Raw genomic sequence first — 23,047 nt, forward strand, 5'->3', positions numbered from 1 at the left:
TACTCCTAACGAACCGAGCTGAACAGGGTGTCAAAAATTTGCTGGGCGGTTTGCATGATCCGCGCCGAGGCTTGATAGGACTGCTGGAAGCGCAGCAAATTGGCCGCCTCTTCATCCAGGTTGACGCCTGACTCGCTCTCCATCCGGCTGAATGCCTGCTGATAGATGGCATCGGCCGAACCGACCCTGACCTCGGCAGCCTTGGTATGGGAACCCACGTCCTGCTTGGTATTTTCGAACACGTCCACCAGGGTAGACTTGCCACCGTTCATCAATTTGCTGTCACTGAGCTTGGCCATGGCGATGGCGTTGGTGTTGTCACCGGGGGCAAAGCTGAGATCCAGGGTGAAACTGTCAGTCGCTGCGGCAGTGGAGCTCACATCCATGGTGAAGCCAAAGGCGCTGATGGACGGGGGCGTATAAGACACACCGGTCGCCAGCGCCGTGCCATCGGCCGCGGTAACATCATAGGTATTGGCAGCGGTATTGATGCTGAAGGTCAACTCGCTGCCATATCCCGGAAAATTGGCGGCACTGCGATCGGTAATAGCAGTGATCTGCACTTGGGTGTTGCCCGAGTTGCCGCTGGCAGCGGTAATCTTGGGCGCCGCGGCGGCGATGCCCTTGGGATCTGTCATCACCACCTGCAGCCCGGCAGCGGCACCGGCTGTGGGACGGATTTCAAACCTGTCACCATCGGCAAAGGCACCCGAATCCAAATGGATACTGAAACCCGCACCACCGGACAGCACAGTGCCACTCAAGGTCAGAGGCGTGATGTTGCCACTGTCCAAATCCTTCAGCTCATAGGTTCCCGGCGCGCTGAAGGTCAACTCGTAAGCGCCACCGGTCAGCGCCTGCACATCATCGATATTGACGCGCAAATTGGCACTGCCGGCGTTGGTAGAGAACTCCCCCACCCTGCCGTTGGACATCAGCGGATCATTGATGTCCAAAAACAGATCCTGGCCCACATTGCCGCTCATATCGAAGCCTTGGGCCTGGGCCGTGTTGAAAGCATCGGCGATGCCAAGTGCCAGCTGGCCCAATTCATTGCGGGCGGGGATCAGGTTGTTGTCCCGAAAATCATAGAGCGCACCAAGCTGACCGCCCAGGCGTGACGGATTGACGTTCAGAGACTGGAATCCCGAGGTGGCGCTGAGCTTGAGTTCGTCTGGATAAGGATCGCCGACACTGGTGCCCATGGTCATGGCCACTTCGCCCGATACCAACATTACGGCCCCGCCCAGCATGATGCTCTTGGCACCGGTATCCAGCGGGATCACATTAACCTGGGCGAACTCGCTCAGTTCGTTGATCAGTGCATCCTGCTTGTCCAGCAACTGGTTATCGGCGCCGCCGGTTTTCATCAACTCCTGATTGATGTTTGCCAGCTCCTTGCTGATCTCATTGATCCTGTCGGTGATGGCCTCAATCTGATCATTGGTTTGGGTCATCTGCCCGTGCAGTTGCGCCTGCATCTGGTTGACCGAGGCCGCCATTTGAGAGGCCGAGGTCAACACTGAGCCGCGGATCCCCAAATCAGCGGGCAAATCCGCCAGGTTGTTAATGCCGGCAAAAAGGTCGTTCAGGCTGGTGGGGATGGCCTGGCCAACCTGGGAAAATAGCTGATCGAGCTCACTCATCTTGTTGTAACTGGTTTGAGCCTCAGCCTGGGCTGTCACCCCCAGACGCAATTCACGGGCGGCATATTCGTTATAAACCCGTTTGACGCTGGCCACGTAGGCACCTGTGCCATAGAAACTGTTACCCAGCCGCTGTGATTCATAGGTAGTTTGATTCACCACCTGCCTGTGATAGCCCTCGGTATTGACGTTGGCTATGTTGTTGCCTGTGACCCCCAGCTGTGACTGGGATGCCATCACACCGGTACGGGCAATATTCAGAAGATCGATTGTCATGCTGGCTTACTCCCGGCGTTGACTCTGGTGTGGTTATTCATTGCGGCCCCCTATGGCCAGGGCCTTGAGTTCGGCGGTGACCGATTGCATCACCCGCATGACCTTATCGGCATACTGGGGATCGGTGGCATAACCGGCGTTTTGCAGCGCCTGGATAAACTCCTGGGGCCGTGCAGCCTGCTGCCGGGCGCCCTGATAACGATCGCCGCCCTGAATAAAGGCGACGAAGTCGCTGAAACTTTGCTCCAGGGTGTCGTAGACCCGGAAATCTGCTTTTTGTCTTACCGCCACGCCCTGTTCGAATTCCAGGGTATTGACACTGGTGCGCTCACCCTGCCAACGGTTGCCCGCCTTGATATTGAACAGGTTGTTGCTGCCGGAGCCATCACCGCGGCGGGCCATTTTCTGCCCCCAGCCGGTTTCCAGCGCCGATTGTGCCAGCAGCACTTCCGGGGTGGTTCCCAGGGCCTTGGCCGCTTTTTGCGCATGGGGATAAAGCACGCTGACAAACTCACTGCGTTCACCAAACTGCACATTGTCACGATCAATGTCGCGGGCAATCTCACGCTCAACCTGCAGTTGCTCGGTGGCGGTGACCTTACCGGTCAAGACCCGCTCAAAGGGGCTGTCCAGACGTGGGGCCTGCCCCATCAACACGCCCTCATCGGGAAGCGATTCCAGCGCAGTGAAAGGCACAGGCGGATTGGCATTGTGGGCCTGACGAACAGGCGCATTAAGATTGGGGGCGTCGCTGTGCAGCGGCCTTTCAGCTGCAGGAGTTCCATCGACGACATCGGTTCTTCCCTTGGCCGCCGCCATGGACGCCGGGGTAATGGGGCTGTCTTTGGGTGACAATTGCTGCACCATAAGATCGGCCAGTCCCAACATGCCCTTGTTCGACAAGTCCACCGACAGCTGCTGATCACGCATCTGCTCGTAGAACTTGGTGTACTGGCTGTTCATCGGATTGTCAGACTCGAATACGGCATTGGCATCACGCATGCTTTTGAGCAGCATCTGTACAAAGATGCCCTCAAATTGCTTGGCCACCTCTTTCAGGGCGGCCTTCTCATCTTTCTGGGCGCTGGCGCGCAGGGAGTCCAAGCCCCCCAGGTCCAGAAAGTGAGATGCGTTTGCAAGCTTTTCCATAATCGTCTGCCAGCCTCAGTGCCAAAAATCAGATAACGATAAGCTCACCATGCAAAGCGCCTGCCATCTTTAACGCTTCGAGTATCGCCAGCACATCCGAAGGCGCGGCCCCCACCAGATTCACCGCCCGCACCAGTTCATCCAGAGTGGTGCCAGGGTCAAACATAAACATGCGGTTATTGGACTCGGCAGCATCTATGGTGCTCTGGGCGGTCACCACGGTATCGCCGCCGGCCAGAGCATTGGGTTGGGACACCTGGGCAGACTCGGCAATGGTCACTGTCAGCCCGCCATGGGTTACCGCCGCCGGCAATAGTTTGACATTCTGCCCCACCACTATGGTGCCGGTGCGGGAGTTGACTATTACCTTGGCCGACTCATCGGCAGGCTCCACTTCGATGTTTTCCAGGGTCGCCAGAAACGACACCCGCTGGGATGGATCCCGGGGTGCACTGACCTGTACCGAGGAACCATCGAGGGCGCGGGCCATATCGGGCCCCAGCAGATCATTGATTGCATCCGCCAGACGTTTGGCGGTGGAGAAATCGGCGCTGCGCAGGTTAAATGTCAGGTAATCACCTGTGGCAAAGGGGCTGACCACGCTGCGTTCCACCAGGGCTCCGTTGGGTATACGACCGACCGTGGGGGTATTCTGGATCACCTTGGAGCCGTCAAGGCCCTCGGCGCTGAAGCCGCTAACCACCAAACTGCCCTGGGCGATGGCGTACACATTACCGTCTACCCCCTTGAGGAAGGTTTGCAGCAAGGTGCCACCGCGCAGACTCTTGGCTTCCCCCAGGCTGGACACTGTTACATCCAAGGTTTGGCCGGGTTTGATAAAAGGGGGCATATCGGCGTGCACAGCGACCACGGCGACGTTTTTAATCTTGGGCTTCACATTGTCCGGCAGGTTCACGCCGAAGTTTTTCAGCATGGTCTTGAAGGTCTGCTCTGTGTAGCTGGTCTTCTCCCCCGTTCCGGGCAAACCCACCACCAAACCATAACCTATCAGCTGGTTACTGCGGACCCCTTGGACATTGGCTATGTCCTTGATGCGCTCGGCCTGTGACAAAGGTGATAACACCAACAGGGCTGTGGCCATAATCATCTTGAATTTCATAGTGATTCTCCTTAGAAGGGCCACCAGTCACTGAGGAAGAAGCGGCTGAGCCAGCCCACTTTCTGGGAATCGGCAAAAGCCCCTGTGCCACTGTACTGGATGCGGGCATTGGCCACGCGAGTGGAATCAATGGTGTTGTCCGGGCGAATATCCTGGGCCCTGACTATGCCGGTCACCCGGATAAACTCGTCACCGTTGTTGATGGTGATCCACTTCTCGCCGCGGATCACCAGGTTGCCGTTATTGAGCACCTGCATCACGTTGGCGGAGATATTGCCCTTGAGGCTGTTGCTTTGATCAGCGCCCGCTTCACGGCTGGTGTCGGCACTGTCACTGGCACCAAAATCCAATGGAATACCGTTGATGGTGGCGTTTTTGCCGCCGGCGTACAGCGGGTTCACCGAAATGTCCGAACTCTTTTTAATCTCATTGTTTGCGCTTTTCTTGGCCTGGGTCGATTCGGTCAACACCACAGTGATGATGTCGCCCACCCTGTGGGCACGAATGTCTGAATACAGGCTGGCAGCCTGGGCATCCTGGTAGATTGACCCGGTCGGCTCCAGCTGGGTCAGCGGCGGTTCCGGATACACGGGCGCATAGAAAGGATCGTCCGGTATTGGTTTCTGGTCTGTGCTGGCACAACCGGCAAGCAGCACGGCAGCAGCCAAAATCAGGTACTTAACCATGATGCAGACTCCTCAGAGGTTCTGGTTCACGTAGGCCAACATTTGATCCACGGCGGAAATCACTTTTGAGTTCATCTCATAAATCCGCTGGCTTTCGATCAGATTCACCAGTTCCTCGGTCACGTTGACGTTGGAGGTTTCCAGTGCCCCCTGGCGAATGGCGCCCATGCCATCCAGAGATGCAGTCCCCTGAATGGGGGTACCGCTGGCGCCGGTTTCCAGGTACAGGTTCTGGCCCATGGGGTCGAGGCCCGAGGGGTTGATAAAATCAGACATGGTCAGCTGACCCACCACTTGGTTTTCGGCGGTGCCCGGTGTCTTCACCGACACCTCGCCCTCCTGGGACACGGTAATGCTGATGGCATCATCCGGGATGGTGATGGCCGGTTGCAGCACATAACCTGAACCCGAGGTCACTATCTGTCCGGTATCGTCCAGGGTGAACTGACCGTTACGGGTATAGGCCGTGGTGCCGTCGGGCATTTGCACCTCGAAAAACCCCGGGCCTTCAATCATCAGGTCCAGCGAGTTGTCCGTGGTCAGCATATTGCCCTGGGTAAACATTTTCTGGGTCGATACCACCTTGGTACCGGCACCTATGTTCAAACCGTTGGGCAGCTTGTTGTTGGAGGCACTGATACCACCGGCCTGGTTAACCGTTTGATAGAGCAGGTCCTCAAAAACGGCACGGCTCTTCTTGTAACCAACGGTACTGGCGTTAGCCACGTTGTTGGATATCACGGCGATATCGGTTTGCTGGGCATCTAAGCCAGTTTTACTGATCCATAACGCAGGATGCATAATCCAATCTCCTGTTAGCTAATGCGCATCAGGGCCGCGGAGGCCTTGTCGTTCTCTTCCGCGGTCTTCATCATTTTTACCTGCATCTCAAACTGACGTTGAATATCAATCAGAGATACCATTTCGTGTACTGCGTTGACGTTGCTGCCTTCAACGGCGCGACTTTCCAGAGTCACCTCGGGCGCCGCCGCGGCACTGTTACCCGAAACCAGACGGAACAGACCATCGGCGCCACGCATTAATTGGCCGTTGCCGGGGTTGACCAACTTGATGCGGCCCACCTCTTCAATGACTTCGGCGGTTGCCCCCTGGGGACGGACAGTGATGGTGCCATCTTGGGCTATCTCCACCTTGTCTATGGGCAGAGGCAACACTATGGGACCCGTGTCACCCATGATGGGGTTACCGGAGGCGTTGTGCAGCTGACCGTTGGCGTCAAAACTCAGGCTACCGGAGCGGGTATAGGCCTCGCTGCCATCCTCCGCCTGCACCGCAATCCAGCCATCCCCCTTCACCGCCACGTCCAGATCCCGACCCGTGGTTTTGAGGGGGCCGGCACTGAAATTGGCCTGGGGACTTTCGGTCATCGAAAACACCCGTGTCGGCAAACCTTCACCAAAGGCCTGCATGGCCCTGGATTGCTCCAGATCGGCCTTGAAGCCATCGGTATTGGCGTTGGCCAGATTGTTGGCCCGCAATGCCAGCGCATTCATGTTCTGCTTGGCACCACTCATGGCTATGTAGAGAAGTTTATCCACCGGCTGCTCCGTCAAACTTTTTGCATAGCTAAAGAAAAGCAAAAGTTATGCCAAAAAATTGAGCAGTGGCGTTTAATATTAAGCGAAGGAAAAGATTGGGGAATATTCCAGGTATGCCACCTGGGCGGAAAAGCGCTGCCGCCGGGGCGGCAACGCTTGGCTCGGGGATTAGCGGATCTGCAGTACTGTCTGCTGCAGGGTATTGTTCACTTCCAGGGTACGGGAGTTGGCCTGGAAGTTACGCTGGGCCGAAATCAGGTCCACCAGCTCCGTGGTCAGGTCCACGTTGGACTGCTCCAGGGCCGAGGAACGAATGCTGCCGAAGGTGCCGCTGTTGGCTTCACCGGCCAGGGCCGGACCCGAGGCTAGGCTCTCTTTCCAGGAGGTGTTGCCCACCTGGGTCAGGCCCTGCTCGTTGGCAAAACGCACCAGAGCTACCCGCGCCAAAGGCACGGTGGAGCCGTTGGAGTAACTGGCGTTAACCAAACCATCGGCGCCCACTTCCACGTTGGTCAGACGTCCTACAGTGGTACCGTCCTGGGTCAGTTCGGTCACCTCGAACGCCGAGGCATACTGGGTTGGATTTCCATAGGTGATGGTCAGGTCCTGGGCACCATCGGCGCCGGGGCCAAGTACGGCGGCACCCGAAACCCCCAGGGCCTCGGTGGTGATCACCGCCGGATTACTGCCTATGTAGGCGCCGGCGGAATCGAAGCTGATCACCGCGCCGCGCCAACCACCGGCAGTCTGGGCCAGGGTGGTATCAAGGACACCATCACCATTGAGGTCATCTGGAGCACCGTCGCCATCGGCGTCGGTGTTATAGGTACCGGCAGCACCATTCAAATCCACCTGCTGGCCATCAAGGGCATAAAAAGTCACCCAGTTGTTCACCCCTGTATAGGCGCCATTCTCTGGGCGCACGAAGTAGGTGGTCAGAATATGGGGCTCACCCAGGGAGTCATAGATAGTGACCGAGGTGGAGTTGTTGTAGGTATCCGAATCATTGGGATTGAACGCCGCTGGATCCTTGGCTTTTTCGCCGGCATTGAGGTTCATCTGGATGCCAACGTTTTCCGTCATCACAGGACTGCCTGCGGTATCGGGGATCTGCACCGGACGGGTGGTGGTCAAACTCACGGAAGTGGAGTTTCCGTCCTTGTCCACTGGGAAGGTCTGCAGGAAGTTACCGGCGGAGTCCACCATAAAGTTATTGGCGTCCACCTTAAAGGCACCGGCACGGGTAAAGGAGTAATCCTGGGAGCCGGCGGTGGAAGCGGTCACAAAGAAACCACCGCCACTGATGGCCATGTCCAACGCGTTGCTGGTAAACAGCAAGCTGCCCTGATGGAATTGCTGGGCCACCTGGGTGGTGGTCACACCGCCGCCCACTGTGGTTTTGCTGTTGGAGAAAATCGAGTTGGCGTACACATCGGCAAACTCGGCACGGGACTCCTTGAAGCCCGTGGTGTTGACGTTGGCAATGTTGTTGGCCGTGGTATTGAGATCTTTTTGCGCCGCTGCGATACCACTGAGTGCAATGTTAAAAGACATAATTCACCTCTATTAAGCTGTTCATCCCGGGCCGAGACCCGAATCCAAGTCCGTTCAGGTTTCAGAAACCGCCAGGACGTCCGCCAATTTAATGCCGCCGATACCGCGCAGGTTCAGAATAGCGCCGGTGGCTGCAGTGCCCAGAGACACACTCGATACGTGGGCATAGGTAGACACGGGCAATTCCTGGGCCTTGCCATCCACCTTGCCGCTGGCCTTGATGGTATAAGCACCATCGGGGGCCGGTTTACCATCCTTATCCAGGCCATCCCAGGTCAGTTCGACGTTGCCGCCGGCACTGCCGTCGACTGTGTAAGACTTCACCAGCTGACCTTTGTCATCCTCGATTCGAACCGTGATGTCCTTAATCACCTCGGGGGTGCTGATCACGCCGCGAATTTCCGGATCCGTGGCCGACAGGTAACCGGTCGAAGACGGGATCAATACCTTCTGCCCCACCAGGCCCGACGCCTGCAGCGCCTGACTGGAAGACATAACGCCGTTGAGGTTGAGTATCTCGTCGTTGAGCTTGGAGATCCCATCCACGGTCGAGAAGGACGCCATCTGGGCGATCATCTGATCGTTGTCCACCGGCTTAAAGGGATCCTGCATCGACAACTGCTGGCTGAGCAGGGCAAAAAAATCGTCCTGGTCCAGCTGTTGGTTTTTATTTTCAGGCGCTGCCGGTTCTCCCTGCAGCCTGATATTGTCCAGAAACGGGTTGCCGGTACTGCTCTGAGTGCTGGACTGGGTCCTGGCCGGCGTCTGACCTACTGAGTTAACGAGGCTCACTTATGACCTCCTGCGCTGTGCGTCATATTATTTTCCCATCCTGAGTGTCTGTTGCAGCATGGATTTGGCCGCATCAGCCACCTGGGCATTCATCTGGTAGGAACGGGAGGCGGAGATCATATCTGCCATCTCTTCCATCACATTCACATTGGGCTTGTATATGTAGCCATCGGTGTCCGCCAGGGGATGATCCGGGGCATATTCCTTTTGCAACGGCTTATCGCTCTCGACAATACCGCGCACCGATACGGCGGTGGAGGCCTGCTGCTGACTGGCGGCCTTGGCCATTTCAGCCTCAAATACCGGATGTCTGGCCCTGTATGTCTTGTCAACGCTGCTGGAAACAGAGTCGGCGTTGGCTATGTTACTGGCGGTGGTATTGAGCCGGACCGATTGGGCCGTCATACCCGAGCCAGACACATTGAAGATATTAAACAAGCTCATGGTTAATCTCCTTTAATCGCCTTCTTCATGCCGTTGAACTTGCCTTCGAGAAACCCCAGGGACATCTGGTACTCGAGGGCATTCTGCATAAAGGCCGACTGCTCCTGTTGGATATCGACAGTGTTGCCATCACCCGTATCCGGCTGGTTGGGCACCCGGAACTGGATATGCTGCCGGGTCAGGGCTGCCAGATCGAAGTGGCGCTCGCTGGTTTGGCTCATGCTCAAACCGCGTTGCTGGCTCTTGGCCGATTGCAGCGCCGCCTGGAAGTCCACATCCCGGGCCTTGTAATGGGGGGTATCGGCATTGGCAATGTTGCTGGAAAGCACTTCAGCACGCTCGGCGCGGATCCCCAGGGTGTACTGGTGAACTCCCAATGCCTTGTCAAAACTGATCGCCATAAAATTGCCTCCTCTGTCACTTGGACTGAGATTAAGCAACTCGCGTGCCAAAAAAATATTGAAAGGAGATTTTATTCAGAGGGCGCTGACAGATGCCTGCCAGCGATGAGGGGGTTACTGATTAGTTATTTTAAAACAGTGAGTTATTAACTCAGGTGCGTTTCTGGTAGTAAATCCCCGGGTTACAGCGGATCATGTCAAACTCATCGGTCAGGCCGGCAATGGATTCGGAGGCTCCGAGAAAGAGTATGCCCTTGGGATTGAGGGCGGCAGCAAATTGCCGCAGTATCTTTGCCTTTGCCTCGGGGGCAAAATAGATAAGCACGTTGCGGCAAAAGATAATGTCAAACTTGCCAAGCAGCGCATAACTTTCCAGCAAATTGTGGGCACGGAAGTTGACCATACGGCGGACATTGTCCCTGACCCGCATATTGCCGCCGGGAAGAGCCTCAAAAAATTGACGCTTGCGCTCCTCGGACAGCCCCCTGCCGAGGGCCAGATTATCGTATTCGGCGTTGCGGCAACGATCCAGCATGGAAGGCGACAGATCCGTGGCCTGAATGGCTGCCCCCATGGGCAAGGCCCCGGGGCGTTTCTGCTGATATTCCAGAATGGTCATGGCCAGGGAATAGGGTTCCTGACCTGAGGAACAGGCCGCCGACCAGATTTTCAGGGGGCGGCCGAGGCGGCCAAATTCGGGCAACAGGGCGCTGGCCAACAGCTCGAAGGGGTATCTGTCCCTGAACCACAGAGTCTCATTGGTGGTCATGGCGTCAATCACTTCGGTGCGCAACTGCCGCTCCGTGGGCTTCATGGCGTGCTTGACCACTTCATTCAGGGACGGCAAGCCGTACTTGCCCATCAGCGGGGCCAGACGGCTGCGTACCAGGTATTGCTTGTTTTCACCCAGTACTATGCCGCTGTGTTGTTCCAGGAACAACCTGAATTGATTGTACTCAGCCTCAGCCAGTGATTTATCAGTCACCCTTTACTTCCTGCACTCTGTTGAAGTCCGCCCCGCGGAGCCAAGCTTCTGAAACACTTCTATAAAACAAGCGGCGCTTTATACAGCATGACAGTCCCTAACACAAGCCCGACTGCCCTTTCCTGCTACAGGCTCAGGTGTTTGTTGACCGCAGCCGCCAATTCATCGGGGTTGAACTTGGCAATAAAATCATTGGCACCGACCTTTTGCACCATGGCCTGGTTGAACACGCCGCTCAGGGAGGTATGCAGCACCACCTTGATGTGCTTGAGCTTGGGATCGTCGCGAATTTCCGCCGTCAGGGTATAGCCATCCATTTCCGGCATTTCGATATCCGAAATAATCAAAGGGATCTCGGTGGCAACATTGTCCATTTCGGTGGCAATGGATTTCAGTTTATCCAGGGCCTCACGACCGTCTTTAGCGGTATCAATCTGCAGGTTGAGCGAACTCAGAGCGCGGATGATCTGCTTGCGGGCCACGGCCGAATCGTCGATGACCATAATGTGGAAGTGCTGTTCCCTGTCTATGGTCAGGTTGGCATCCATCTCTTCGCTGATGGACGTTTTGACCGGGGAGATCTCATCGAGGATCTTCTCCACGTCGAGGATTTCCACCAGCTCGCCGTCGATCTCGGTCACCGCAGTCAGATAGGAATAACGACCGGCGCCCTTGGGAGGCGGCATGATGGCTTCCCAGTTAATGTTGATGATCCGCTCCACCGAACTGACCAGAAAGCCCTGCACCGATCGGTTGTACTCTGAGATAATGATGAAACAGTTCTGGATGTTCTCAATCGGACGACCACCGGTGGCGGCACTCAAATCGATGACGGAAATGGTAGAGCCGCGTATATGGGCGACCCCACGCACAAAGGGATTGAGTCTGGGCAATGCGGTCAGGGGTGGACATTGCAATACTTCCTTGACCTTGAAAACGTTAATCCCATACCGTTGGCGGCCGTTTAGCTTGAACAGCAACAGCTCCAAGCGGTTTTGCCCCACCAACTGGGTACGTTTATTGACTGACTCAAGAATGCTCGACATAAGTTCGCCTTAGTTATGATTCTGAATGAGGGTGCCTTGTCATGCTGAAGAGTATAGGCATATAACTTGCTTTAATCCCGCTATGACCCATCGCATTCCATTGCCGTCAAACTTTTGACAGCCCACCGCGACGGATGACTGCCATTGAGGCCAATTTTTTGAAAGTATAGGTGTATTCTGGCGTGACAAGCTAGTCTCTTCATTATGAAACTAAAGTTAGCACAGTTTATTTGGATCTTTCTCGCAGTTTCGACGTCCCGTGTTTGGGCCGCCGACCTTGCCACTGTCCCCACCCTATCGGCCATACGGGAAGCCGCTGAAGCGGCGGTGGCACAAAAAATCGAGGCGCCGGCCGAGGCCAGGATAGAAATCCAGGCCCAAAGCCTGGATAACCGCATGAGCCCACCACGCTGCAGCGACGGCATCAGTGCCACCCTTGCCAGCAACCGCGAAATAGGCAAGAACAACACGGTCAAGGTCCAGTGTCACAGTCCCGATCTCGACTATCCCTGGCAGATATTTCTCTCGGTACGGGTGGATATCCTTTTTCCTATGGTGGTGGCCACCCGGCCGGTGGGGGCAGGTGAGCTGATTGGCGAAGGCGATGTGACCCTGGCGTTTGTCGATAAAAGCCTGCTGCGGGGGCAACAGTTTGCCGCCGAAAGTGAAGTGATAGGCACCCGGGCAAAACGCCGTATTGCCCAGGATGCCCCGGTATACGCCGCCAACCTGTGTTTCGTTTGCCGCGGCGATTCGGTGGCCATCATCGCCAGGAGCGAGCACTTCCAGATAAAAACCTTGGGCGAGGCCCTGGCCGATGGTAATATCGGTGACAAAATTAGAGTTAGAAACAGCAGTTCCAACAAGGAGTTGGAAGCAAAAGTGACGGGTGTTGGAGAAGTTGAAGTTAAAATGTAAAAATAGCTAAAGCTTTTGGCAGCAGCGCCGATACAAGTTTAAGTAATCCGTTTCAGTCACTTTGGAGCCTATCATGGCAATGGACATCAAACAGAGCAACGCGGCCAACGCTGCCCGCGTCCGCGCATCAAATACCCCTGCACAGCAGGTACAACAACAGTCTGCCAAGACCGAGCAAACCCAGGGTAACGGGGCAGCCCACAAGAACGATTCTGTGGTCATCACCTCCCAGGCCCAACAACTGCAAGGCATTCAGTCGCGCATGGCCGCCCTGCCCGATGTGGATCAAAAGAAGATTGCCGAAATCAAGCAGGCCATAGCAGAAGGCCGCTATAAGGTGGACCCGGAAAAACTGGCCGCCAACATAGCCCGCTTTGAAAAGGATATGCAGGATCTCGATTCGGATGCCTGAATCAGTGTGACCGACTGAAACGGAAAAGACTGAGCGCGAGCCCGGCCGACAGAGTTGGCCGGGCTTTTGCATTTATTTGCCTGTAAAGTAGGGGCAACGTCGATGTTTTTGACGCCTGCTTTTGATATTGTGTTTAACATCAGGGGACCCAGCAATGACAGAACACACACTCCTCGCGCTGCTTACGCAACAGCAACGCCTGCTTGATGGCCTGATGCAACTGATCACCGACGAAAAGCAGGCACTGATCCAACAAGCGGCAGAAGAGCTGTTGCGCTTAAGCGGCACCAAGGCCGAGTTACTGCAGGCCCTTCAGCACAACGACAAGCAACTGGAAGCCCATCCGGATCGGGCGCAGCTCAGTCAGGATGCAGAACTCAAGGCCAGGGTCGAGGACGCCAAAGAGCGTCTGGCACAGTGCCAACAGCTCAATGAACTCAATGGCCAACTGATAGAGCACAACCTCGCCAGCCTCAACCGCCTGGCCCAGGCACTGCAGGTCAGCCGCAATGCCAGTTCCCTGACCTATAACGACAAGGGCAAGACCTCGACCATCTCCACCCTGGGCAATGATTTCAGCGCTTAAACGGTCTTCCAGATAACACAAAACCCGGCCATGGCCGGGTTTATTGTCAGCAAGTCAGTTCCCCTAGAAATAGGTGACGTCTTTCACCTTCTGCGGCCTGTGGGTCTGCTGATACAGGGCCCATACCAAGGCAAAATCCAGTTCCAGCTCGGTGACGTAGTGATCACCTGTGGGGTAACTCTTGACCACCCGGGCGCCGCGGATCACCCCGGAGACGCTGGCCTTGACCTTGTCATCGGCCACCATCCAGTCGTTGACACTGGTGCCGGCACTGATGTTCTGGCCATAAACCTGCTCGGCCAACTCCCGATAGGCGGCAATCTTGGAGGCCTGCATCGCCAGCAATACCTTCTGGGATTGCTCCTTGGCCGGTTGACTGTCCAGGGGCGCGTAGCCTATGGCGGTAATTTTGGGGAAGCTTTCCGGCGCTTCGGTTTCCCACTGTACATAGCGATCGCGGCCGGCGCAGCCGCCCAGAGCCAATGCCGCCACTAGGCACAGCATCAAATGTTTCATGGTCTGTCTCCCAATACCTTTACCTTGTCCTCGCCACGCTGCTCATAGCGATACAGCAGACCATCGCGGGACACCACTTTTTCCGATTGTGCCAGGTAGCCGGTCAATTGTGCCGGAGCCACAAAGGCTTGTGATGCCGCCACCACCCGCTTGTTTCCTGTGTCAACGATTCGGCTGTTCAGCACCAGGCCGTCTTTGGCCAGGCTCATGCTGGACACCAGCACATGGGCCACATCGATATTCTGCCCCAACTGTTGCCAGTCGCGGCTGAGCAACAAGTCGCCCTGGGCCGTTACCCGCACCGCCTCTCCAAGATTCAAATCCACCACGTTGAAATAACGGGCATGGAGGGCAGCCATCAAACCTTGCTGCAACTGTTGGGCCAATTCATTACTGCCGCGAAAATCCGCCACGGAAACCGGGGTCGCCACCAGCAGGGGCTGCTCGGGCAACAGGCCATCGTTTTGCTGCAGCAGCTCGTTGACCATCTGCTGCGCCAATACATTGACCTGGCCTCGGGTCGGATAGCCCTCGGCTTGGTAAAGAGATTCTCTGGGCAGGGATTCGGCCAAACCGGCCATGGGCGTCAGCAGCGCCAGCACTGTGGCAATAATTAGGCTTTTATTCATTTCCAACCACCTGATAATGAGGGAAAATTTGCTGTCGAACTCCTGTCCGATGCCATGTCCCCCGACTGGGGATAGTCTCTTATCGGCCCGGGGCGGCAAAACTTGACCCCGCTTAGTTGCCGCAATGCAATTATTCAGGCACGCATCTTGCTTTAGTTCAGGTCGAAGGTGAGCGGACGCCGGTGTCCGCCGCCAAACCTGTTTACTCCGGGAGGATATTCGCCCATGCGTACCCTATTGCTGCTGCTGGCCCTGGTGTCCGGCCCCGGCGTCGCCCAATGGCAGCAGGCCACGGGCGAAGCCATCATAGTTGACGGCGATGTCGCCAAGGCCCGTGAACAAGCCGTGGCCCAGGCCATCAGCTATGCCGGACTTGCCAGTGGTGCCAGCTTTAATGCCGAGCAACAGGTGGTCAATGGCCGCCTGACCCAGAATACCCTGACCCTGGCACAAATGCTGATGACCAACCGCATCGAGCTTATCAGCGAAGAGATCCGCCACAACAAGCTGACGGTCAAACTGCAGCTTGAACTCCTGGATGATGTCGAGCCCAACTGCGCCAAGGGCCAGCTCAAGGCCGCCATCTTTCTGCCCCAGGCGCAGATCCGCGACCGCGCCCAGCTGCGCCACGGCCAGTTGACCCAATTGCCCGCCGCCATTTCCCGTCGGCTGGGGGCGCAATTGGAACGCACTTCCAGCACCGGCTTTATTCATCTGGCCGCCGACAAGGTGCTGGCCATGGGCAGTGGCGGCAATCGTTTGCCGTCCTGGCTTGCCGACAGCAGCGACAGCCAATATGTGCTGCTGCCCGAGCTGATGGACGTAGCCACCGAACCTGCCGAATCCTCCATGCTGGGGCTGTGGCACAGCGATCCACTGCGCCAGTTCCGTTTGCGGCTGACCCTGTACCACGGCATCAGCGGCGAAGTGATCTGGCAGAACGAACTGGACACCTCGGCGCCCTGGGAATTTGAGTTGCAGGCCAGCGTCGACCCCGACAGCGACCGCTTCTGGCGCTCCGCCTATGGCCGCGGCATAGACAAGCTGCTGGCCGACGCCGGCCGCGCCATGGATGAGGCGCTGATGTGTCGCCCCGTACTCGGCCAGGTGGTGGCCCGCGAAGGCGAAACCCTGATCATCAACCTCGGCCGCCGCCATGGCCTGAAAAATGGCGATGAGCTGCAGCTGGTCTTGACCCACAATATCGGCGACCGCCTGTCGCGGATGCGTACCCTTGCCAATAATTCACATACAAACATCAAGATAGAGCAAGTGACCGAAGACAGTGCCATTGCGGTGCTCAAGGGCCAGCAGGCGACCTTGAATATTCAGCTCAACGACATAGCGATTAAGATTTAAGCAATTAAAATTCAAGACTTTTAATCGGAGCCAAAACCAGTATAATCAGCTGCGTCTCCCTATAGCTCAACAGGATAGAGCAGTCGCCTCCTAAGCGACCGATCGGGGTTCGAGTCCCTGTGGGGAGACCAGTCACTTCTGCTTGTGACTGCTTGCACAAGTTTCAAGCTTTTCTTTCAGTTCCTCTTTTTCTGCCAATTTTTGTGTTTCTGTTGCCGCGACAGTATCTGTATTGATCGGCTGTGCCGCCTATGTGCCGCCACCACCGTGGCAATATCTTGCTTCAACTGCAACTTCCGGCATCTGATGCCATTAATCACCTGCCGTGGGCCTTCGCACTGCTACTCCAGTGACACGGCATGAATATGTCCCTATAGCCTCCCCTCGCCATCCATGGCTCGGACGGTCACTGGCGCAGCAGTGCAAGCTCAGGGTGTTCCACTCCAGCTGTGGACTTATCATCCAAGAGCCCGAATGAAAGCAAATGCCAGACTGTTGCACCGATTCCCCCTTTGGAGCCGCCGAGGATGTTGGGCAAGAAACGGCAACAACCGAGGCAGGAAGCCGAGGTAGCGACAGTCGAGCATGGAGGCGAGTCTGTCGCGTTGGCCGTTTCGCCCATAAATCCGAGGGGCCTTCGGCTCCGATCGGGGGCATCCTTTGGGTTGCAAGGGGCTTTGGATGAGCAAAGCCCCTTGCCCGGGTGTGGGTTGGAGACCCACGACTTTGTGCCGCTGGCAAAGCGGCAATCTCTTGAGGTGATGCAGCATCCACCTTTTAATGCAATTAATCACCTGCGGTGGGCCTTCGCACTGCTACCCCAGTAACACGCCGTGAATCCATCCCTGGAGGCTCAACGGCGACGTCCTGTCGCCGATGGTCACTGGTGCAGCAGTGCAAGCTAAAGGTGTTCCACTCCGACATTGCTCAACCGTCCAGCACCGATAAAGAGCAAATAACCAAGCTCACATCTAAAGCCAACACATTCCGCCAAACCAGCCTGGCATCCAAGATATGAAAGAAAGGATTTTCATGCTTAAACAGCATGCCAGCACATATCTTATGATCCCGCACAAGTTTTTGTAATAAATGGCAAATATCCTACAGACGACGAATAAGAGCTGTGGTAAGTTCGGATTAATTGAAGCACATGTATCATACAATCAAAACTTTACAGAACGCAGGAAACTTGTAGTCCAAATTCAAGGATGGTGGCGTGCCTGAAGGGCAAGCGATAGTACAGTTTCTGTCACTTAGCAGGAGCTGAAGGACTTCTGGCCCGCTAAGCAGATCGATAACTTATTTCAATTCTCAGTTTAGGGATACTAATATGATTAGCAGGGATTGCGTCTTCAAGTCGCTTACTTTATTTCTAGGTCTAACTTTTTCTGATCACACATATTATTGCTCTTTTTTCTTCTACAAAAGGCATTCTTTCTGTTGTTCATTGAATGACAATTCAAGCTAGAAATACAGTCAACTTTAGATTAAATATAAAAAATAAATTATATAAAAATGAGTAATTAAAAATGAGCGAAAAAACATACCCAGGGATTCACCCATTATTTAAGGACTCTCATTTTAATGAGGTCGAGAAAAAAATAATAGATACATTATCTAAAGAATTTTTTATAACAAATGGAGGTGAAGAAATAAAACTTGGATATAACAGCGTTTATAAATACATAATACTAAACCCTACAGAAATCTACACTGACATGTTTAACTTAGATAGGGAAATAATTGTTGTATTCAGTAACTATGAGAGCATCCAGGCACGAACACTAGATGTATTTGAATATATTTTAAAGAAACACTCATCACTAAGAATAGAAAAAATTTGCAACATACTTGTAAGTGCTGACTCTAATGTAGAGAACTCCTTGGAAACCTTGGTAAAAAATGAACCAGAGACTCAAGTAATTATTCCGTTTTCATACAGTGAACTCGATAAAGTAAAGGACTCATTTTTCTTCAGAAATAGATTTAGGAAGTATTTCTACACTCGTGATCTTTTTGCGTTTGAAGCTCCACTGAAGAAAGATATATACTTTTTTGGACGAAATGACCTCATACAAGAACTAACTAATAGATTGAAAAGCGGTGAAAACTCTGGATTATTTGGACTAAGAAAGACAGGAAAGACATCACTGATAAATGGTATAGAAAGAAATCTTTTAAAAGATAAAATAAGATCAGCCATTATTGACTGCCAAGAAACTTCTTTTAATCAGAGACGTTGGAATGAAGCATTATTTTATTTATGTTTGAAAGTAAAAGAATATATTAACATTGAATTGGAAATACCTGACGAGTCAAAATTCACAGAGAAAGATGCCTCTCACTTAACAGAAAATTTCTTAAAGGAATGCAGAAAAGGTTTAACTGGGCCAATATTTCTTATATTTGACGAAATAGAGAATATTTCGAGAACAACAGCCCCAGCTGAACACTGGTGTAATGGCAAGGACTTTGCGTTGTTTTGGCAAACGCTAAGATCAATTTTCCAACGAAATACAAATCTAATTTCTTACTTAATTGTAGGAACCAACCCAACCTGTATAGAATTGCCAAAAATAGACAACATTGACAACCCTATCTTTAATCACTTCAACCCAGTTTACATACCTGGATTTCAAGTAAAAGACACTAGAGAAATGGTGCGTAAGCTCGGAAAAAGAATGGGATTAAGATTCGAGGAAAACGTATACTCTAAACTCACGGATGACTTCGGTGGACACCCATTTTTAATGAGGCATGTTTGCAGCCTAATATCCAAGGAAGTTAAGGAACTAGAAAGACCAGTGGATATTGGCAGAAATTCATATAGGGAAGCTAAAGATGAATTCATTGTCAACCACTCCAACTACCTTGAGATGATAATAAGTGTACTCAAGGACTATTATCCTGATGAATACGAAATGCTATCAATGTTAGCAAATGATGATATATCAACATTTAATGACTTTGCAGATCTACATCCATCATATACAGCACATCTTTTAGGATATGGCTTGATAAGAAGAGAGAGATGTGGTTTTGATTTCAATATAGATTCAATAAGAGAATATATATTAGACAAATCAAAATATAAGAAAATTGGACTTACTATGGAAGAAAAATGGAGTGAAATATCCAAAAGAAGAAATGCTTCAGAGTTAAAACTTAGAAAACTTGTTAGATTTTTACTAAAGGCCCAAATGGGTGCTCAAGAAGCCAGAGAGACTATTCTAAATATTTTTGGCGAGCCTAGAAAATCCAAACTATCAAATCTATCATACGATGAATTATTTGATGCAAATAAAAGTGAGATCTACTTTCTCGATTTAGGGAAAATTATTTCGAAGCAATGGGATGTGTTTAAAAACTCATTTGATAAAACAAAGCAAGAAACATTCAAGCAATTAGAATTTATTAATTCATCTCGTGGAGATGCTCACGCTAAAGTGATATCCGATGAACAATTTTCTTACTTCAGACTTTGCATGAGCAATTTAGAAAATGATCTCGGAGATATGCTGTAACTAGCCTCCATAATTTGCATGCAAATCATGTTTTTAGCGCGGTTTGTTAAAAAGGTATTTTAATTTTTGCTGTTTCATCTACTCTCGCCGCTCTTGCGGCGAGAGTTCCCTTCCTGAATTTCAACGCTGCCTCACCAGCCCACCACCATCGGCAATAGCACGTACCGACAATGGGGCGCCCTACTTCCCACCACATCGCTGGAGCAGGATGATTGGTCCATTACACCTTAAACACCGCGATAAGACTCTCCATCTGCCGGGAGTCTTCGGCGATCCGATCGCTGGTTTGGCCGACGGTTTCGCTCTTGGACTGATTGTCGCGGGAGATGTCGTTGATCCGGGTGATGTTCAGGTTGAGCTCGGCAATGACGGCGCTTTGCTCATCGGTGGCGGTGGCGATGTGGACGTTCATATCATTGATTTCGCCGATGGCCTGTTTTATCAGGCCGAGGGCGTCCATGGCCTGGGCGGTTTCGGCGACGGTTTTGTCGGACTGTTCCCGGGCCCGGGCTACCGAGGCATTGACCTTATCCACCGAGCCGCGGATAGCTTCGATGATGGCGTTGATTTCGCGGGTGGATTCCTGGGTGCGGCTGGCCAGGGTTCTCACTTCGTCGGCAACGACCGCAAAGCCCCGTCCGGCTTCGCCGGCCCTGGCGGCTTCGATGGCGGCATTGAGTGCCAGCAGGTTGGTTTGCTCGGCAATGCCGACGATAACATCGAGTATCTGGCCGATTTCGCCTGAGCTGACCTTGAGCGCCTGGACCACATCCGAGGTCACCTCAAGTTCACCGGAAAGCTGGCGTATGTTGCCCATGGCATGGTTCACCACTTGGTTGGTGCTGTCGGCCTGATTGTCGGCATCGGCGGCCGAGCGGGCGGCGAGCTGGGCATTGGAGGCCACTTCCGAGGCGGTGGCGGCCATTTGGTTAATGGCGGTAGCCACGCTTTCGGTTTCCTGCTGCATTTTGTGGGTCGCGCTTGCCGCTTCGTGGGCGACTTTGGACAGGTCGGTGGCCAGGTTTTTACTGTCGTCAACCGAGTCACGCACCGAGCTGACCAGGGTTTGAATTCTGCCGATAAAGGCGTTGAAGTACAGAGCCACCTGAGTCAGCTCATCATTGCCCCGCTCCGCCAGCCTCAGGGTCAGGTTGCCCTCGCCCTCGGCGATATTTTTAAAGGCGCTGAGGGTTTCTCTTAAGGGCTCGGTCACGCTGTGGCTTATCATCAGCAGCAGCGCCAGTACCGGGCCCCACACCAGAATGAAGATAAGCAGGTATTGCCAGGTAAATTCACGCTTTTGGGCGGCAATGTCATCGATGTAGATGCCGGTGCCGACTATCCAATCCCAGTCATTGAAGCGTTTGACCACTGTCATTTTCGGGCTGGGTTCGTCGGCGTCGGGTTTATTCCACATATAGCTGACCAGGCCCGATTCGCTGCGGTCGGTGACACGGATCATGTCAGCGAACAGCTTGACGCCGTTCGGATCGGCCATGGCCAGCACGCTGGTGCCCTCAAGCTTTTTGGCAAAAGGGTGCTGGATCATCATCCCCTGCCGGTCGATGGTGAAGTAGTATTCCTTGCCCGCGTATCTCATGCTGTCGAGCTCCGCCAGTGCCTTGGCCTTGGCATCGGCTTCGGTGAGCTGCCCGCTGCGGGCCTTGGCGTGGAAGTCACTGACTATGCTGATGGCGACATCGGTCAAGGCCTGCAGCCGCGCTTCCTTTTCCTGTACCAGCACGGAATCCATGCTGCGCAGTGCATAGGCAAACATCAGCAAGGTAGCCAGCAACGACAGCACCAGCATCAACAAAATGCGGCGGGATATTTTGTAGTTTCTCAGGAATTTGCCAAGCATAAGCACCTCGATATTCGCCAGCGTTGGTTTTTTTATTCTGTTGCCAAAAGGCGGCACCGAAAAGCAGTGCCAAATGACTGTCCCCAAAGACCGAGCCAAAGGGCTAACCCTTCCATACAAGCCGCGGCAGCCTGGATGCCCCCATCTATCAGCATCGAGGCCCGCGGCCCCCATCTATCGCCCTTGGGCAGGACACACTGCTCTACAGGCTCAATGACGCCTCCGTCATCTAATCATAGTAATAGTGGTGGAAGTCGCAGCATACTGCACTTTAGTCGGTGGAAACCCAGACTCATATCATGAAATAAAACAGAAAATGCTTTGAAAACAGGGTCTCAAACCCGGGACTGTACAGATGGGAGGTGCAATCGGGCGGACAGGGTGACACTATAGGCATTCACTCCATCGGGCAGGCCAAGATAGCCGGCCCATCGCAAACAAAAGGTAAATCAGGATGATTTCCAGAAGAACTCTTATTGGTTGGCTCGCTTTGGCGCCGCTGCTGGCAGGCGCTGAAGAAAACCAGCAGCAAGCCCCCAAAAGTGACACCGGGGAGCAGATGTATGGCCTCATAGGCCAGTTGGTTGCAGCCCCGGGAAAGCGGGATGAACTTGCCTCGATTCTGATTAATGGCATAGCCGGTATGCCGGGTTGTTTGAGCTACATAGTCTCCAACGATCTGCAGGACGACAATGCCCTCTGGGTCACCGAGGTCTGGCAGAGCAAGTCGCAACATGGGGCGTCACTGTCACTGGATTCGGTCAGGCAGGCCATTGCAAAGGGGCGGCCACTTATCGCCGGTTTCGGCCAGCGGGTTGAAACCCTACCCCTGGGTGGCCAGGGCGTATAAGGTTCTCAGCTGCTGTTTTCCGGCTGCGGCAACGTCCCGGGAATCGGCGGTTATCGCCCCACTCCCCCACGAATAAGGTCTCGGCTTACCACAGTGCAAATGTCACTTGCGCGGCAGCGATTTTTGCCTTTGTATAGATGAGCGGGTCATCTGCGGCCGCAATTGCGGCAACCACCAATCACATGACAGGGAAATAACATGAGTCACAATGAAATCAATGAAATCAAACGCCTTTTCATCAGCCGCCTGGATACCCTCGGCCATGTGCTGAGCCAGGGCGAAAAGCACTTCGGCGAGCTGGACAGCAAGATGGACGAGCGCCTGGCACCGGACATGTTTACCCTCGGCGCCCAGGTGGCGGTGGCCTGCAATCAGGCCAGGGGCTTTGCCCAGTGGTGTGCCGATGAGCCCATAGACAACCTGAGCAAGGAAGTGCATTCACTGGCCACGGCCCGCGACATCATAGCCCAGACCAAGGAGCTGGTCGCCGCCATAAGTGTGGATGATGCCAAGCTCGACAACATCAAACGCATCGGCCTGGGCCCCGGCCGCTACTGCGAACTGCCGGCACGCCAGTACCTTAGCGAATACCTGCTGCCAAACCTGTATTTCCACATCACCACTGCCTACGCCATACTGCGCCACCTGGGCGCACCGCTCGGCAAGGCCGACTTCATGGCCTTCCTCGCCCCACACGTGCGTCTGGAAAGCTGATAGCACACCGCAGCGCCACC

At 54.0% G+C, this 23,047-nt stretch carries 22 protein-coding genes and 1 tRNA gene; 8 read left to right on the forward strand and 15 right to left on the reverse strand.

The genetic code is table 11. The features are described 5' to 3' along the window. Nucleotides 1–5: 5 nt before the first annotated feature. From flgK to JYB84_RS11840, 12 genes are all read right to left on the reverse strand, one after another. A complete protein-coding gene (gene flgK, locus JYB84_RS11785; RefSeq protein WP_207320263.1) occupies nucleotides 6–1,922 on the reverse strand; it encodes a flagellar hook-associated protein FlgK in 1,917 nt (638 codons plus the stop codon). A gap of 33 nt (nucleotides 1,923–1,955) precedes the next feature. Beyond that, entirely contained in the window at nucleotides 1,956–3,071 is a 1,116-nt protein-coding gene (gene flgJ, locus JYB84_RS11790) for a flagellar assembly peptidoglycan hydrolase FlgJ (RefSeq protein ID WP_207320264.1), read from the reverse strand. A 28-nt stretch (nucleotides 3,072–3,099) separates the two neighbouring features. Beyond that, nucleotides 3,100–4,191 carry a flagellar basal body P-ring protein FlgI gene (locus JYB84_RS11795; protein WP_207320265.1) on the reverse strand — a complete coding sequence of 364 codons (1,092 nt, stop codon included), beginning with the start codon at nucleotides 4,189–4,191 and terminating at the stop codon, nucleotides 3,100–3,102. Nucleotides 4,192–4,202: 11 nt separating this feature from the next. After that, the gene (flgH, locus tag JYB84_RS11800; RefSeq protein ID WP_207320266.1) at nucleotides 4,203–4,877 is read right to left on the reverse strand and encodes a flagellar basal body L-ring protein FlgH; all 675 of its coding nucleotides are present in this window, start codon (nucleotides 4,875–4,877) and stop codon (nucleotides 4,203–4,205) included. Between the two features lie 12 nt (nucleotides 4,878–4,889). Beyond that, nucleotides 4,890–5,678: a flagellar basal-body rod protein FlgG gene (flgG, locus tag JYB84_RS11805; RefSeq protein WP_207320267.1), complete on the reverse strand. Its 789-nt coding sequence runs from the start codon at nucleotides 5,676–5,678 to the stop codon at nucleotides 4,890–4,892. A gap of 14 nt (nucleotides 5,679–5,692) precedes the next feature. Then, nucleotides 5,693–6,436: a flagellar basal-body rod protein FlgF gene (gene flgF / locus JYB84_RS11810; RefSeq protein WP_207320268.1), complete on the reverse strand. Its 744-nt coding sequence runs from the start codon at nucleotides 6,434–6,436 to the stop codon at nucleotides 5,693–5,695. Nucleotides 6,437–6,604: 168 nt separating this feature from the next. Next, nucleotides 6,605–7,990, reverse strand: a complete 1,386-nt coding sequence (gene flgE / locus JYB84_RS11815; RefSeq protein WP_207320269.1) for a flagellar hook protein FlgE — start codon at nucleotides 7,988–7,990, stop codon at nucleotides 6,605–6,607. A gap of 54 nt (nucleotides 7,991–8,044) precedes the next feature. After that, nucleotides 8,045–8,782: a flagellar hook assembly protein FlgD gene (gene flgD, locus JYB84_RS11820; RefSeq protein ID WP_207320270.1), complete on the reverse strand. Its 738-nt coding sequence runs from the start codon at nucleotides 8,780–8,782 to the stop codon at nucleotides 8,045–8,047. A gap of 27 nt (nucleotides 8,783–8,809) precedes the next feature. After that, the gene (flgC, locus tag JYB84_RS11825) at nucleotides 8,810–9,226 is read right to left on the reverse strand and encodes a flagellar basal body rod protein FlgC (RefSeq protein ID WP_207320271.1); all 417 of its coding nucleotides are present in this window, start codon (nucleotides 9,224–9,226) and stop codon (nucleotides 8,810–8,812) included. 2 nt (nucleotides 9,227–9,228) lie between these two features. Beyond that, the gene (flgB, locus tag JYB84_RS11830) at nucleotides 9,229–9,627 is read right to left on the reverse strand and encodes a flagellar basal body rod protein FlgB (RefSeq protein ID WP_207320272.1); all 399 of its coding nucleotides are present in this window, start codon (nucleotides 9,625–9,627) and stop codon (nucleotides 9,229–9,231) included. 151 nt (nucleotides 9,628–9,778) lie between these two features. After that, entirely contained in the window at nucleotides 9,779–10,612 is an 834-nt protein-coding gene (locus tag JYB84_RS11835) for a CheR family methyltransferase (protein WP_207320273.1), read from the reverse strand. A gap of 125 nt (nucleotides 10,613–10,737) precedes the next feature. After that, nucleotides 10,738–11,658 carry a chemotaxis protein CheV gene (locus tag JYB84_RS11840; protein ID WP_207320274.1) on the reverse strand — a complete coding sequence of 307 codons (921 nt, stop codon included), beginning with the start codon at nucleotides 11,656–11,658 and terminating at the stop codon, nucleotides 10,738–10,740. Nucleotides 11,659–11,862: 204 nt separating this feature from the next. Here JYB84_RS11840 and flgA point away from each other — a divergent pair, with 204 nt between their 5' ends. The 3 genes from flgA (at nucleotide 11,863) to JYB84_RS11855 (ending at nucleotide 13,574) form a co-directional block, all read left to right on the forward strand. Beyond that, nucleotides 11,863–12,576, forward strand: a complete 714-nt coding sequence (gene flgA / locus JYB84_RS11845; protein ID WP_207320275.1) for a flagellar basal body P-ring formation chaperone FlgA — start codon at nucleotides 11,863–11,865, stop codon at nucleotides 12,574–12,576. A 73-nt stretch (nucleotides 12,577–12,649) separates the two neighbouring features. Beyond that, a complete protein-coding gene (gene flgM, locus JYB84_RS11850; protein ID WP_207320276.1) occupies nucleotides 12,650–12,988 on the forward strand; it encodes a flagellar biosynthesis anti-sigma factor FlgM in 339 nt (112 codons plus the stop codon). Between the two features lie 154 nt (nucleotides 12,989–13,142). After that, complete coding sequence (locus JYB84_RS11855) at nucleotides 13,143–13,574, forward strand: flagella synthesis protein FlgN (protein WP_207320277.1); 432 nt, start codon at nucleotides 13,143–13,145, stop codon at nucleotides 13,572–13,574. A gap of 63 nt (nucleotides 13,575–13,637) precedes the next feature. On the opposite strand, the gene JYB84_RS11860 is transcribed toward JYB84_RS11855, so the two are convergent. After that, nucleotides 13,638–14,090 carry an LPP20 family lipoprotein gene (locus JYB84_RS11860; protein ID WP_207320278.1) on the reverse strand — a complete coding sequence of 151 codons (453 nt, stop codon included), beginning with the start codon at nucleotides 14,088–14,090 and terminating at the stop codon, nucleotides 13,638–13,640. Next, nucleotides 14,087–14,719 (reverse strand): FlgO family outer membrane protein, encoded by a 633-nt coding sequence (locus tag JYB84_RS11865; RefSeq protein ID WP_207320279.1) that lies wholly within the window; start codon nucleotides 14,717–14,719, stop codon nucleotides 14,087–14,089. Before JYB84_RS11865 ends, JYB84_RS11860 begins: the two co-directional genes overlap by 4 nt. Before the next feature lie 225 nt (nucleotides 14,720–14,944). On the opposite strand from JYB84_RS11865, the gene JYB84_RS11870 reads away from it, so the two are divergent. The 3 genes from JYB84_RS11870 (at nucleotide 14,945) to JYB84_RS11880 (ending at nucleotide 19,602) form a co-directional block, all read left to right on the forward strand. Continuing rightward, nucleotides 14,945–16,078, forward strand: a complete 1,134-nt coding sequence (locus JYB84_RS11870; protein ID WP_207320280.1) for a flagellar assembly protein FlgT — start codon at nucleotides 14,945–14,947, stop codon at nucleotides 16,076–16,078. A gap of 55 nt (nucleotides 16,079–16,133) precedes the next feature. After that, nucleotides 16,134–16,209, forward strand: a tRNA-Arg gene (locus JYB84_RS11875). A 1,398-nt stretch (nucleotides 16,210–17,607) separates the two neighbouring features. Beyond that, nucleotides 17,608–19,602 carry an AAA-like domain-containing protein gene (locus JYB84_RS11880; RefSeq protein ID WP_207320281.1) on the forward strand — a complete coding sequence of 665 codons (1,995 nt, stop codon included), beginning with the start codon at nucleotides 17,608–17,610 and terminating at the stop codon, nucleotides 19,600–19,602. A gap of 220 nt (nucleotides 19,603–19,822) precedes the next feature. Here the strand turns inward: JYB84_RS11880 and JYB84_RS11885 are convergent, their stop codons facing one another. Beyond that, nucleotides 19,823–21,463, reverse strand: coding sequence for a methyl-accepting chemotaxis protein (locus JYB84_RS11885; RefSeq protein ID WP_207320282.1), 1,641 nt, complete (start codon nucleotides 21,461–21,463; stop codon nucleotides 19,823–19,825). Nucleotides 21,464–21,917: 454 nt separating this feature from the next. Between JYB84_RS11885 and JYB84_RS11890 the strand changes: the two genes are divergently transcribed. Both JYB84_RS11890 and JYB84_RS11895 read left to right on the forward strand, forming a co-directional pair. Continuing rightward, nucleotides 21,918–22,313, forward strand: coding sequence for a putative quinol monooxygenase (locus JYB84_RS11890; RefSeq protein ID WP_207320283.1), 396 nt, complete (start codon nucleotides 21,918–21,920; stop codon nucleotides 22,311–22,313). Nucleotides 22,314–22,511: 198 nt separating this feature from the next. Beyond that, entirely contained in the window at nucleotides 22,512–23,027 is a 516-nt protein-coding gene (locus JYB84_RS11895; RefSeq protein WP_207320284.1) for a DUF1993 domain-containing protein, read from the forward strand. The last annotated feature ends 20 nt before the right edge of the window (nucleotides 23,028–23,047 follow it).

The organism is Shewanella cyperi, assembly GCF_017354985.1.
Lineage (GTDB): Bacteria > Pseudomonadota > Gammaproteobacteria > Enterobacterales > Shewanellaceae > Shewanella > Shewanella cyperi.